Source organism: Arthrobacter sp. ERGS1:01, assembly GCF_001281315.1.
Lineage (GTDB): Bacteria > Actinomycetota > Actinomycetes > Actinomycetales > Micrococcaceae > Specibacter.
Map to the genome: position 1 here is coordinate 2,992,377 of NZ_CP012479.1, position 12,356 is coordinate 3,004,732.

11 protein-coding genes and 1 riboswitch are annotated in these 12,356 nt (G+C 69.6%); of the genes, 2 read left to right on the forward strand and 9 right to left on the reverse strand.

Going from position 1 to position 12,356, the window contains the following annotated elements; all coding sequences use genetic code 11:
• Positions 1-97: 97 nt before the first annotated feature.
• The 5 genes from bioD to bioB are packed head-to-tail and all read right to left on the reverse strand — an operon-like array spanning position 98 to position 5,468.
• Entirely contained in the window at positions 98-793 is a 696-nt protein-coding gene (bioD, locus tag AL755_RS17535; RefSeq protein ID WP_054012100.1) for a dethiobiotin synthase, read from the reverse strand.
• Positions 790-1,878, reverse strand: coding sequence for a cytochrome P450 (locus AL755_RS17540; protein WP_237762531.1), 1,089 nt, complete (start codon positions 1,876-1,878; stop codon positions 790-792). The genes bioD and AL755_RS17540 overlap by 4 nt, the downstream gene beginning before the upstream one ends.
• A complete protein-coding gene (locus AL755_RS17545) occupies positions 1,875-2,999 on the reverse strand; it encodes an 8-amino-7-oxononanoate synthase (RefSeq protein WP_054013167.1) in 1,125 nt (374 codons plus the stop codon). The genes AL755_RS17540 and AL755_RS17545 overlap by 4 nt, the downstream gene beginning before the upstream one ends.
• A gap of 20 nt (positions 3,000-3,019) precedes the next feature.
• Positions 3,020-4,393 (reverse strand): adenosylmethionine--8-amino-7-oxononanoate transaminase, encoded by a 1,374-nt coding sequence (locus tag AL755_RS17550; RefSeq protein ID WP_082369392.1) that lies wholly within the window; start codon positions 4,391-4,393, stop codon positions 3,020-3,022.
• On the reverse strand, positions 4,386-5,468 hold the full coding sequence (gene bioB / locus AL755_RS17555; RefSeq protein ID WP_054012101.1) for a biotin synthase BioB: 1,083 nt from the start codon (positions 5,466-5,468) through the stop codon (positions 4,386-4,388). Before bioB ends, AL755_RS17550 begins: the two co-directional genes overlap by 8 nt.
• Before the next feature lie 110 nt (positions 5,469-5,578).
• Between bioB and AL755_RS17560 the strand changes: the two genes are divergently transcribed.
• Positions 5,579-6,127 (forward strand): TetR/AcrR family transcriptional regulator C-terminal domain-containing protein, encoded by a 549-nt coding sequence (locus AL755_RS17560; protein ID WP_054012102.1) that lies wholly within the window; start codon positions 5,579-5,581, stop codon positions 6,125-6,127.
• Between the two features lie 2 nt (positions 6,128-6,129).
• Here AL755_RS17560 and AL755_RS17565 read toward each other — a convergent pair whose 3' ends face one another.
• From AL755_RS17565 to AL755_RS17580, 4 genes are all read right to left on the reverse strand, one after another.
• Positions 6,130-7,437: an LLM class flavin-dependent oxidoreductase gene (locus tag AL755_RS17565; protein WP_054012103.1), complete on the reverse strand. Its 1,308-nt coding sequence runs from the start codon at positions 7,435-7,437 to the stop codon at positions 6,130-6,132.
• Positions 7,437-8,201, reverse strand: a complete 765-nt coding sequence (locus AL755_RS17570) for a 3-oxoacyl-ACP reductase (protein ID WP_054012104.1) — start codon at positions 8,199-8,201, stop codon at positions 7,437-7,439. The genes AL755_RS17565 and AL755_RS17570 overlap by 1 nt, the downstream gene beginning before the upstream one ends.
• A 67-nt stretch (positions 8,202-8,268) precedes the next feature.
• Positions 8,269-8,363, reverse strand: a riboswitch (TPP riboswitch).
• Positions 8,364-8,454: 91 nt separating this feature from the next.
• A complete protein-coding gene (locus AL755_RS17575) occupies positions 8,455-9,756 on the reverse strand; it encodes an ATP-binding protein (protein WP_054012105.1) in 1,302 nt (433 codons plus the stop codon).
• A gap of 287 nt (positions 9,757-10,043) precedes the next feature.
• Positions 10,044-11,462: an MFS transporter gene (locus AL755_RS17580; protein ID WP_054012106.1), complete on the reverse strand. Its 1,419-nt coding sequence runs from the start codon at positions 11,460-11,462 to the stop codon at positions 10,044-10,046.
• Positions 11,463-11,582: 120 nt separating this feature from the next.
• Between AL755_RS17580 and AL755_RS17585 the strand changes: the two genes are divergently transcribed.
• A complete protein-coding gene (locus AL755_RS17585) occupies positions 11,583-12,212 on the forward strand; it encodes a malonic semialdehyde reductase (protein ID WP_054012107.1) in 630 nt (209 codons plus the stop codon).
• Positions 12,213-12,356 lie beyond the last annotated feature (144 nt).

Below are 12,356 nucleotides of genomic sequence, written 5' to 3' on the forward strand. Positions count from 1 at the left end.
GTTTGCGTAGGTGACGTAAAGGAGACACCTAAGGCCGCCCGCGGCCGTGGTGTCGGATAGTCACCGAGCAAATGCCGGCCTGCGCCCACCATCCGGCTTAGGTCCGGTGGGGTAGATCCAGCCATTGCGGGGCCAGCCGTTGGAAGTCCCTCGGGTCCAGCAGGGCCGCCCCTTCGGGGATGCTCCCAAGGAACGGTTTTCCCCAGGCGCGCAGGCTGTCCCGGTTGCTGAGGTCGATGTCCGACGGCGCAGCGGGCCAGGAGCCGACCACGAGGGCCGGTGCGGGCAGCCCGCGGTGCTGCAACGCCTCGAGGGTCAGCAGGGTGTGGTTGAGCGTGCCGAGCCCGCTGCGGCACGTCACCACGATGCCCGGGCGGACTCCGCCGGGCGTGGCCGCGGCCAGATCGGCGATGGTGTGCCCGGCGTCGTCGAGTTCAACGAGCAGTCCGCCGGCGCCCTCCACCAGCACGTGGTCGTGCCCTTGCGCCAAGTCGGCAATGTGCGCCACATGGTCCGCGAGCTTGGGCAGCGTCCGGTTTTCGCGCAGCGCCGCGGCCGCGGGCGCCATCGGGTGCAACAGCCGGACCCCTTCGCGGACCGTCGCGACTCCGCAAAGCCGGACCGCCTCGTCCATATCCCCGTGCCCGTCCGGGGCAACGCCGGTCTGGGTCGGTTTGTAAACGGCCACGGTGGCGCCGCCTGCCAGCAGTGCCGCGGCGAGGGCCGCCGTCGTGATGGTCTTGCCGACGTCGGTGTCCGTGCCGGTGACATAGGTGATGGCGGGCAGTTTCATGGAGATCCCTCGTTCGGGTGGTGTGCGGTCACGGTCAGCGGTGATTGGAAGGACAGCAGCCGCAGCCACCCGGGATCGGGCCCAAAGGGTTGCAGGCGCGGCAGGGCGCGGGCGGTTTCCTCGACCACCAGGGCGGTTTCCAGCTCGGCCAGCTTGGCGCCCAGGCAACGGTGCAGGCCGTGGCCAAACGCGAGTGAATACGCCGTGGGCGCTGCGTCGGCCGGGTGCCGCCCCGTCAGCTCCAGCAGGATCTCCGCCCCGGCGGGGACTTCCAGGGTGCCCACGCGGGTGTCCCGGAGCGCGGCCCGCCGCCAGGTGTGGACCGAGGATTCCGTGGCCAGCACCGCGCGTACATGGGCGCGGGCTGCGTCCGGTTCCGCCAGCAACGCCCAGCCGTCCGGGGCGTGGAGCCCGCGGTACAGCGCCGTGTTGATCAGCTGCGCCGTGGTCTCCTGGCCCGCAATGACCAGGAAGTAGCCCAGCGAACAGACCTCGGCCTGGCTGAGCCCGGCGGCGTCGAGCACGCCAAACAGCGAATCCGTGCCGCGGGCCGCCGCGGCCTCGTCACGGAGCCACCCGTAGAATTCCGCGGCACTGCGGGCCAACACCAGTTGCCGCTCCGGATCGGGCCAGCCCCAGAACAGCTCCAGTGAGTCCTGGCTCCAGCGCTTCAACAACTCCAACTCCGGGGTTGCCTGCCCCGTCAGCTCCGCCATGACGACGGGCGGGATGTGCCGGCCCACGGCGTCGGCCAGGTCCACATGGCCGCGTTCAAGGGCGACGCCGGTCGCGGCCAGCCGCTGCCGGGCCAGCTCCCGCACGCGGGGCGCCACGGCGGACACCTTGGCGGGCGTGAAGAACCGGGCCACCATGGTGCGGACGGCACGGTGCCGGTCCCCCGTGGCCGAGGCCAGGACGGGCGGCAGGGCAAAGCGCGCCTTGCTCAGGATCCGCAGGGTGGCCGGTGCCAGCGGAACTACCGAGGTGAGCGCGTTGGTGGGGGCAAAGTCCTCCGTGCGGCGCATGATGTCCCGGACCTGCCCGGGATCGCCGATGACCGCATAATCCATGCCTGCGTAGTTCATGCCGGGACCTCTTGGAGCCCGGATTCCAGCGCCCGGTTCACCGAGGCAGCGGCCCGCCGGAGCTCCGCATCCGTGAGGTTGGCCCGGGCCGTGAGCCGCACCCGGGACACGCCGTCGGGCACGCTGGGTGGCCGGAAACAGCCGACGGCAACACCGGCTGCGCGCAAGGCGGCGGTCACGGTTGCGGCGCGCTCGGGCGAACCGACGGGGATGGACTGCACGGCCCCGGCCGACGGCTCCGTGCCGCACGCGAGCGCCAGCACCTGCGCGTTGCGGAGGACGCGGTGGGCGAGTTCCGGTTCGGCCAGCACGATCCCGGCCGCCTCGGCCGCTGCCGCCGCGGCCGCCGGTGCCAGGGCGGTGTCGAAGATGAAGGTCCTGGCCGTGTTCACCAGGTGCTCACGCAACAGGGTTGAGCCCAGGACGGCGCCGCCCTGCGAGCCAAGCGCCTTGGACAATGTAGCCGTGACGGCAACATGGCGCGTACCGGCCAGCCCGGCCGCATGCACCGCACCGCGGCCGTCCCCCGCGACACCGATCCCATGGGCCTCGTCCACCAGCAGGAGCGCATCGAACTCCGCGCAGAGTGCTGCCGCCTCGGCCAGCGGGGCGGCGTCGCCCAACACCGAATAGATGGATTCCAGCACCACGACGGCCCGCGGCTGGCCGCGTGCGGCCAACGCCGTCGCAACTGCGGCCAGATCGTTGTGGGGCACCTCGACGGCCTCGGAACGGGACAGCCTGATGCCATCCAGCAGGGAGGCATGGACGTGGGCATCGTAAATGAACAAGGTGCCGGGTCCGCCCAGCGCCGTCAGCACGCCAAGGTTTGCCGTGTATCCACTGGAAAATGCCAGGGCCGCATCCTGTCCGGTGAGCCGGCACAGCGCCCGTTCGAGTCCCTGGTGGGCGCCGGTGGTGCCGCACACCACCCGGGACGCGCGGGCTCCCGTGCCGTGTTCGTCCGTCGCCCGGGCGGCGGCGGCCGCAAGGCGGGGATCGCCGGCAAGGCCCAGGTAGTCGTTGGAGGCGAGGTCGATCAGCCCGGCCTGCGGTTCCGTGCGGCGCACGAGTCCGCGCCGCACCCGGACCGCGGCCCGTGAGCGCAACCAGGAATCCATGGCCGTTTCCGTGACCGCCATCAGCCGTGCACCCGGGCCACCGCGGCGTGGATTCCGGCACCGATCGCGGCGATGTCCTCGGCCGTGCTCACGTACGGCGGCATCGTATAGACCAGGTTCCGGAAGGGGCGCACCCACACGCCATGCTCCAGGGCTGCGCGGGTCACGGCCGGGACATCGACGGGGCCGGACAGCTCGACGACGCCCACGGCACCGAGCGTGCGCACGTCCCGGACGGAAGCCAGCCCGGCGGCCGGAGCCAGCGCGGCGGCCAGCCCCTCCCCGACCCGGGCAACCTGGCCCTGCCAGCCGGCCGAAGCCAGCAGTTCCAGGGACGCGCCCGCCACGGCGCAGGCCAGCGGGTTGGCCATGAACGTGGGGCCGTGCAGCAGGGAACGCAGCGGCGAGGCGGTGACGACGTCGGCCACGGCCGCAGAACACAGCATGGCGGCCAGCGTCAGGTAGCCGCCCGTCAAAGACTTGCCCACGCACATGATGTCCGGGACAACGGCGGCCCATTCGACGGCAAACAGCGTCCCGGTGCGGCCAAACCCGGTCGCGATCTCGTCGCAGATCAGCAGCAGGCCGTTGTCGCTGGCCACGCGCCGGGCGGCGGCGAGCGCGGCGGGTGCGTAGATGTACATGCCGCCGGCGCCTTGGAGTATGGGCTCCAGGACTATGCCGGCAAGCTCGTCGCGGTGGCGGGCCACCGTTTCCTCGAGGATCCCGATCCAGGCCGCCACCTCTGCGGCGTCGGCCACGAGTTCGCCGTCCACCAGCCGGGCGGCGGGCGGGCGGGGCAGGAAGAGTTGCTGGGGAATCACGGACGGGAAGGCGGCATGCATGCCGTCCACGGGGTCGCACACGCCCATGGCCGCAAAGGTGTCGCCGTGGTAGCCGCCGCGCAGTGCAAGGAAGCGGGTGCGCCGGGGCCGGCCCATGCCTAACTGGTACTGAAGCGCCAGCTTCAGGGCAACCTCCACGGAAATGGACCCGGAGTCCGCCAGGAACACGTGCGCCAAGCCCTCCGGTGCCAGGTCGACGAGCCGTTCGGCCAGGTGTACGGCGGGTTCATGCGTGAGGCCGCCGAACATGACATGGCTGAACCGGCCGGCCTGGTCCAGCAGTGCACGGTCCAGGGCCGGGTGCCGGTAGCCGTGGATCGCCGACCACCACGAACTCATGGCATCAACGGCCTCAAAGGCGGTGCCGTCAGCAGCGGTGAGGCTCAGCCTCGTGCCCTCCGCTGCGTTCACGGCGAAGGGGGCATCGCCGTCGAGCGGTGAATAAGGGTGCCACAGCAGCCCGCGGTCACGGGCGATGAGGGACGCGGGAGTCGTTGCCTGTTCCGAGACGGCGGACTCCGGATGCGACAGGAGTGCTCCCCTAGGCATTGGGGGCCATGGCCGTGCCGGCCCCGCGGCGACGGATGGCAAGGGACCCGCCCGGGGAGGCGACGGCGTCGTCCGGGTCCTGAGTGCCGGGCTCCCGGCTGCCCAGGACGGTGAAACCGTTGTCCGCAATCATCTCGAGGTCGGCCTTGGCCGCCTGGCCCTCGCTGGTCAGGTAGTCGCCCAGGAACAGCGAATTGGCCACCTGCAGGGCCAGCGGCTGGAGCGTGCGCAGGTGCATCTCGCGCCCGCCGGCCATGCGCAGCTCGGTGTCGGGGCGAGCGAAGCGGACCATGGCCAGGATGCGCAGGCAGGCGGCGGGGGTCAGCAGCCAAGTCCCTTCCAGGGGGGTGCCGTCGAAGGGCATCAGGAAGTTCACGGGGATGGATTCGCTGCCCAGTGCCCGCAGTGCGAAGACGGCGTCGACGAGGTCGTTATGGCTTTCGCCCATGCCCACGATGACGCCGGAGCAGGGCGAGAGGCCGGCGTCCTTGGCGTGCTCCACGGTGCGCACGCGGTCGGAAAATTCATGCGTGGAGCAAATGTCGGCGTACATGGATTCGCTGGTGTTGAGGTTGTGGTTGTAGGCGTCCACCCCCGCGGACTTCAGGCGATCGGCCTGGCCGTCCTTGAGGATGCCCAGGCAGGCGCACACCTCGACGTGGGGGTTGCCGTCCTTGAGCTCGCGGACCATCCCGGCCACGCGGTCCACGTCGCGATCGCTGGGGCCCTTGCCGCTGGCCACCATGCAGATGCGCGATGCCCCGGCGCCGATGCCGGTGGCGGCCTGGGCCAGCGCCTCCTCCGGCTTGAGCCAGGTGTACTTCAGGATTTGGGCGGCGGAGCCCAGGCGCTGCGAACAGTAGGTGCAGTCCTCCGGGCAAAGCCCCGATTTCAGGTTGACGAGGTAGTTCACCTTGACGGTGTTGCCGAAGTGGGCGCGACGCAAACGTGCAGCGGCCGCCACCACCTCCAGCAGTTGGTCGTCGGTGGATTCGAGGACGGCGAGCGCCTCTTCACGGGTCAGCTCGGCACCGGACAGCTGCCGGTCGGCAAGGTCGTTAAAGTAATTGAACACTGTTCAAGTGTGTGAGGCGGCGGCCCCGCTGTCAATCGGGGCACCCCGGCATGGGGGAAGATAAAGGGGCGCCGCAGGGGCGCTAGGACTTTGCCGAAGGGGAGCTGGCCATGGCGCTGACACGCGAACAGATCGTCGACGCCGCCCTGGGAATCCTGCGCGAATACGGGCTCGCTGACCTCTCCATGCGCCGCCTGGCCCGGGACCTGGACGTCCAGGTCGGCGCCCTCTACTGGCACATCAAGAACAAGCAGGACCTGCTGACGGTGCTGGCCGGGCGGATTCTGGCACCCGTGGGCGAGGCGGCCACGCTGCGCGAACTGGCCGTGTCGATCCGCACCGCCCTCTTGGCCGTCCGCGACGGCGCCGAGGTGGTGGCCCTGGCCCATGTGCTGGCGCCGGCGGGGCCTTCCGCCCTGCTGCGTGTACGGGGCCTGTTGGACGCGCAGGGCCTGACGGACCAGGAGGGGCGGTGGGCCGCCGACGCGGTGGTCAACTACATTTTGGGCGCCGTCACGCAGGAGCAGACCCGCGCCGGTTTCACCCGGGCGGGCCTGCTGGACGCCATGGACTCCGACACCGATGCGGCGTTCGGTTACGGCCTGGAGCTGTTCCTCGCCGGGCTGGCCGGCGAGGGCAGCGGCCCCCGCACGGCCTGAGACTAGGCCGCGGTGCGCTGGGCCAGGTGTCCGCGCAGGGTGGTGGCCGTGTACTCCGTGCGGAACAATCCGCGCCGCTGCAGTTGCGGCACCACCAGCGTCACGAAGTCCTCCAGAGATTCGGGCAGCAGCGGCGGCATCAGGTTGAAACCGTCCGCACCGCCCTCCTCAAACCATTGCTGCATTTGACCGGCCACCTCGGCCGGGGTGCCCACCATGGTGGCGTGGCCGCCGCCGGCCGCCAGCCGGCCCAGGAGTTGGCGCACCGTTGGCTGCTCGGTCTCGATGATCCGCAGGATCGTGGCGTAGCGGCCCGCCGGCCCCGTGAAGTCCGACGCCGGCACCAGGGCCGGCACGGGAGCGTCAAGCTCCCAGCCGCTGCAGTCGCGTTGGACGAACCGGCCCAGTTGGGCCAACGAGGTCTCCACCGGCAGGGCGGCGTCCACGGCGGCTTGCTTGGCCAGCGCCTCCTCCCGGGTGGCGGCAACATAGGTGACCAGACCGGGCATGATGGCGACGGCGTCGGGATCCCGCCCGGCCTCGGCGATGCGGCGCTTGACGTCGGCGTAGTACGCCTGGGCGCTGGGCAGGTCATAGGCCACCGCATACACGCCCTCGGCATAGCTGGCGGCGAGTGCGCGGCCGGGCTCGGAAGCTCCGGCCTGGAACAGCACGGGCCGGCCCTGCGGCGAGCGCGGCACGTTCAACGGCCCGTCAACACTGAAATGCGCACCTTGGTGGAGCACGGGGCGCACCAGGGACGGATCCGCGTAACGCCCGGCCCGGTCCCGCAGCAGGGCGTCGCCGTCCCAGGAGTCCCACAGACCCTGTGCAACGTCAATGAATTCGGCGGCCCGGGCGTAGCGCTCCTCGTGCGGCGGCATGGCGGGCATCCCGTGGTTGCGGGCCTCGGCGTCGAACATGGACGTCACCACGTTCACGCCCATGCGACCGCCGCTGATGTGGTCCAGCGACGCCAGCATGCGGGCGGCGTGGAACGGCTCATAGAACGTGGAGGACACCGTGCTGACCAGCCCGATCCGATCGGTGGCCCGGGCAATGGCCGCCAGCATGGTCAGGGGTTCCAGGTGCCACAGCGGACCACTTGCCGGATCGCCGGCGGACTGGCCGTCGGCGAAGAAGACCGCGTCGAAGAGCCCGCGTTCGGCCACTTGGGCCAGCCGTTCGTAGAAGCGGATGTCGCCCAGCTCCGCAATCGGCGAGTCGGGCAGCCGCCAGGCCGCTCCGTGGTGGCCGCAGCCGTGCAGGAAAACGTTCAGGTGCAGTTGCCGGGCGGACGTGCCGGGCATCAGTTCATCACCAGTCCGCCGTCGACCATGAGGTTCTGGCCGGTCACCGACCGGGCCCACGGCGAGGCGAAGAACAGCACGGCGTCGGCGAGCTCGGCCGGCGTCGTGACCCGGCGCAGCGGCGTGGCTGCGGCAATGTAGTCGAACACCTCATCGGGGGTTGCGGCGCTCGCGTCGGTGGTGCGCAGCAGGCCGCTGGAGACCATGTTGACGCTGATGTTTTCCGGGCCGAGGTCCGCGGCCAGCGTGCGGGTCAGGGACAGCAGCGCCGCCTTTGCCGCCGTGTAGTCGTGGTACGGCACCACGGGGTTGTGGAACAGGTTGGTGCCGATGTTCACGACCCGGCCAAAGCCGTGCGCTTTCATGCCGGGCAGGGCCGCCTGCGTGGTGTTCAAGGCACCGCGGACGCTGCCGGAGAACTGGGCGTCAAAGTCGGCCCAGGCGATCCCGGCGGCGGTGGCGCGGGCGTCGCCGTTGAAGGAATACGCGGCCAGGGCGTTGTTCACGACGGTCGTGACGGGGGCGCCAAAGTGCTGCTCCGCCGCCGCGAACATGGCCGCCACCTCCTCCGGGCTGGTGACGTCACCCTGCACGGCCAGCGCCCGGTCCGGCCCGGCCTCGGTGGCCAGTTCCCGGGCACCGTCGGCGCTGCTGCGGTAGTTGAGCACCACCTTGGAGCCGGCACCCAAAAACGCCCGGGCGATGTGGGTGCCCAGGCCGCGGCCGGCACCCGTGACGAGCACTGTTTGTTCTGAAAACTGCATGGTACTCCACCTTGAAATAAGGCGAAAAGATGGGCACGGCGATGCTGCGCCGCGAAAGGCGGGCGCACAAAAACCGGCGGGACATCCCTTCGCTAGTGCTAACTAGATCAGGTTCAACGGGTGTGATTCTCAGCCCCGCAAGGGGCACCCCGTGTCACTGCCAGCGAGTCTAGCCGAAGCCCGCCGCCGCGCCGTTGCTGCGTTCAGCTTGTTACGTCCGGCTTGGTGCGTTCAGCTAACTATGTCCGGCTCGCTACGTCCGGGCCAGGGCGTCGATGTCCTCGAGGAAGTCCGCGGCCACGGCCTCGCTGACGGTGGCCCGGGTGTCGGCAATGGTCTCCAGGTAGTCGGCGGTGACCGGACCGCGCGGGTCGGTGAGAGGCCCGCCCACCCCGGCATCGACGTCGTACACGGCCTTTTCCAGGGCACGCTGGGAGGCGCTGCGTGCGGCAAACTCGATATCCGCCGGGGAGAAGCCGCTGCTGGCTGCGACCAGGCCGGCCACATCCACGTGTTCGAGCACGGTGTCCGGGATGAAGCGGCACCACATGGCGGTGCGGGCCTCGGCGTCGGGCAGGCCGATGGGGATGACGTAGTCGAAACGGCCGTGGCGCAGGAACGCCGAATCCAGTGAGCGGATGAAGTTCGTGGCGCACACCAGCAAGCGCCCGGGCTGGTCCCGGAAGGCCGGGATGATCTTCAGCAGCTCGTTGGTCACGCCCTGCATGGGCGAGGGCGGCTCCCCGGAGCGCTGCGAGGCGATCTCCTCCACCTCATCGATGAACACCACGGCGTGCTCCAGCTCGGCAATGTCCAGGAAGGTTTGGCGCAGCGCACCGGCCAGGCCGCCGGGCTCCCCCGCCAGCCGGGACGGAAAGACCTCCACGAACGGCCATTCCAGCCGGGACGCGATGGCCTTGGCGAAGGTGGTCTTGCCGGTGCCGGGCGGGCCGAACAGCACGACGGCGCGCGGCGGCACCACGCCGAACTCCTCGGCGAGCTCGGACTCGGCCAGCGGCAGCACGAGCCGGCGTTCCAGCAGTTCCTTCTCCGCCGTCATTCCGGCCACCCGGTGCCACAAGTCCCGCGGCAGCAGCCGGCCGCCCAGCTCTTCCAGGGCGCCCAGTTCGGCCCGCTGGACCGGGATGCGCCGCTCAAAGTAGCGCAGGTTCTTCTTCACCACGAAGCCGCGGTTGGAAAACGCCTCCACCCGGTTCTCGGTGTCCGGCATCAGGGCGGAGAGCTTGTTCAGCCCGTGCGCGGCCATGCGGTTTTCGACGGCGGCCAGCAGCGACGTGCCGATCCCCCGGCCGCGGAACTCGGGCAGCGTGGACAGGAACACGATCCAGCCCTGGTCGTGGGCGGCCCGGCCGACGGCGGCACCCACGATCTGTTCGCCCTGGACGGCCACCACGGCGTGGTCCTTCTCGCAGGAGGCCAGCACCTCGGACAGGTCATAGACGGGTTCCACCCCGCTGGCGCGCAGGGATTGCCACAGGGACAGGATCCCCTCCACGTCCTGCGAGTGAAAATCCCGGATCTTCCACGATGTCATTGCCCAGCGCTCCTTTGCGTTGCCGTGCTAGGCATCATGGCACGGCCCGCCCGCGTGGGTCGAGGGGTGTCCACGGGCGGCCGTTCCCTTATGCGCACGGGTGGCCCGGGGCGCTGCGCATATGCCAAGGCGTCCGCACTTATGCGCCGAACCCCCGGCGGGTCCGGCGCACGCACCACACGGGCGCCAGACCCAGTTCGGGTTTGGCGCATAAGGTGGACGGCCCGTGAAACTCTGCATCGAACTCACGGCGAATCGGTCGCATAAAGGAAAGTGGCCACGCCCGGTTACCGGGCCTGCACCGCTTCGCCGGCCGTGCGGTGCATGAGCAGTGCCTCCACCACCGGATAGAGCATGAGCACCCCGAGCACGGCGAAGGTCCACTGGTAGGCGGTCACCGGCGTCGTGCCCTGGACCGGGGCCAGCAATGTCTCGGCGGCGCGGAGGATCAAGGCGCCAACGGCCACGCCCAGCCCGGTGGCGATCTGCGCGATTGTGGACGAGAGCGTGTTGGCGCCGGACATCCGGGCCCTCGGCACGTCGGCGAACTGCAGCGTGTTGTAGGCGCTGAAGCCGATGGAGCGCAGCACGCCGCTGGCAAACAGGACGGCGGCAATGACGGGCAGCGGCGTGGCGGGCTGCAACAGGGCGCACGCCCCGAGCACCAGCGCGCCGCCGCCGGCGCTCAGCAGCACGATTGCACGGAAGCCGAACTGCCGGATCAGCGGCGTCGTGGCGGGCTTGATGAGCACGTTGCCGGCAAAGACGGCCATGGTCATCAGCCCGGCTTCAAATGCGCTCCAGCCAAAACCGAGCATGAACATCAGCGGCAGCAGGAACGGCACGGCGTTGATGACGAGCCGGTACAGGGCGCCGCCGCCGTTGCCGATCCGGAACGTGGCAATGCGCAGCGCCCGCAGGTCCAGCAGCGGGTGGCGGGAGTGCCGGAACCACCACAGCGCCCCGCCGCCACTCGCCACCGACACACCAAGGAACAGCACGACGGCGACCCAGGGCGTGGGTGCCGCGCCAATCTGTTCGAGGCCGATCACCAGCGAGGCAAGGGCCACGCCACACAACACAAAGCCCGTCCAGTCCGGCGGCGGCACCTTGTGCGCGCGGATGTCCGGCACCACGCGCAGGGCCGTCACGAAGGCGATGATGCCGAGCGGCACGTTGATAAGGAAGATCCAGTGCCAGCTCGCATAGGTGGTCAGCAGGCCGCCCAGCGCCGGTGCGATGACGGGGGCCACGAGTGCCGGCCAGGTCAGGAACGCGATGGCGTCCAGGAACTCCTTCCTGTCGGCATCCCGGAGCACCACCAGCCGGCCCACCGGCACCATCATGGCCGCGCCCATGCCCTGGAGCATGCGGGCGCCGCACAGGAACGCCAGGTTGGGGCTCAGCGCACACAGCAACGACGCAAGGGTGAAGACCGCAATGGCGGCCGTGAACACGCGGCGCGCACCGTACCTTTCGGCCAGCCAGCCGCTGATGGGGATGCCCACTGCAAGGGTGATAAGGTAGGCCGTCATGGCCAGGTTGATATCCACGGGCCGGACGTGCAAATCGGCGGCCATGCCGGCCGCGGCGGTGGAGATGATGGTGCCGTCCAGGATCTCCATGAAGTAGGTGCCGGCCACCAAAAGGGCCAGGGCGCGGCTGAAGGAGGAGGCACGGGCCGGCGTCGAACTTGAATTTCCCACCGCCCAAGCCTAGCGAGCACACGGCTGCGTGACACAACTCACGGCCGGGATGGAAACAAAACGTCGCCCGCCGGCGCTGAACCACTACGAAAGCAAATTCTTCGAAGAAAGTGTGAAAGCATGAGCGTCGACATCGCCACCGAAATCAACCTGCAGGACGAACTCATCTTGGATGCGGATGCTGCGGCGGCGTTGTTCCTGGATGCGCGTACGGCCAACAGCTGGGCCGACGACGAGATCTCGGACGAGACGCTGCAGGCCGTGTACGCGCTGACCAAGATGGGCCCGACCGCCTTCAATATGCAGCCGCTGCGCATCAGCTGGATCCGTTCGGCCGAGGCCCGCGAGCGCCTGGTGGCCCACATGGGCGACGGCAACAAGGCCAAGACGCTGACCGCCCCGGTGGTTGCGCTGCTCAGCTACAACAAGGACTGGCACGAACTCCTGCCCACCACGGCACCGCACATGGCCGGCATGATTCCCATGTTCGAGGAGAACGTCGCCGTCCGCCACGCGATGGCCGCGAACAACGCCCACCTGCAGGCCGGCTACTTCGTGATGGCAGCCCGTGCGGCAGGCCTGGCCGCCGGCCCGATGACCGGTTTCGACATGGAAGGCATGGACGCCGAGTTCAACGCCGACTCCACCCACCAGGTGTTCATGGTGGTCAACCTGGGCAAGCCCAACGGCGTCGTGGACCGCGACCGCCTGGCCCGCCTCGAGTTCGATGTGGCCACCGAGACCCTCTAGAGAATTTATTTCGCCAAATAAGTCCCGGCGAAAAATAAACTTTCAGCACTAAAGCGCCGCCCTCCGCACAATGTCGGAGGGTGGTGCTTTTTTGCTGTTATGGCTCCCATGGCCGCCGGAATATAGCATATTCACCCTCGGCGA

Excerpts from the sequence above, each read along its gene's own strand:
- bioD (WP_054012100.1), bottom strand. The coding sequence starts at position 793 with ATGAAACTGCCCGCCATCACCTATGTCACCGGCACGGACACCGACGTC.
- AL755_RS17540 (WP_237762531.1), bottom strand. The coding sequence starts at position 1,878 with ATGAACTACGCAGGCATGGATTATGCGGTCATCGGCGATCCCGGGCAG.
- AL755_RS17545 (WP_054013167.1), bottom strand. The coding sequence starts at position 2,999 with ATGGATTCCTGGTTGCGCTCACGGGCCGCGGTCCGGGTGCGGCGCGGA.
- AL755_RS17550 (WP_082369392.1), bottom strand. The coding sequence starts at position 4,393 with ATGCCTAGGGGAGCACTCCTGTCGCATCCGGAGTCCGCCGTCTCGGAA.
- AL755_RS17560 (WP_054012102.1), top strand. The coding sequence starts at position 5,579 with ATGGCGCTGACACGCGAACAGATCGTCGACGCCGCCCTGGGAATCCTG.
- AL755_RS17565 (WP_054012103.1), bottom strand. The coding sequence starts at position 7,437 with ATGCCCGGCACGTCCGCCCGGCAACTGCACCTGAACGTTTTCCTGCAC.
- AL755_RS17570 (WP_054012104.1), bottom strand. The coding sequence starts at position 8,201 with ATGCAGTTTTCAGAACAAACAGTGCTCGTCACGGGTGCCGGCCGCGGC.
- AL755_RS17575 (WP_054012105.1), bottom strand. The coding sequence starts at position 9,756 with ATGACATCGTGGAAGATCCGGGATTTTCACTCGCAGGACGTGGAGGGG.
- AL755_RS17585 (WP_054012107.1), top strand. The coding sequence starts at position 11,583 with ATGAGCGTCGACATCGCCACCGAAATCAACCTGCAGGACGAACTCATC.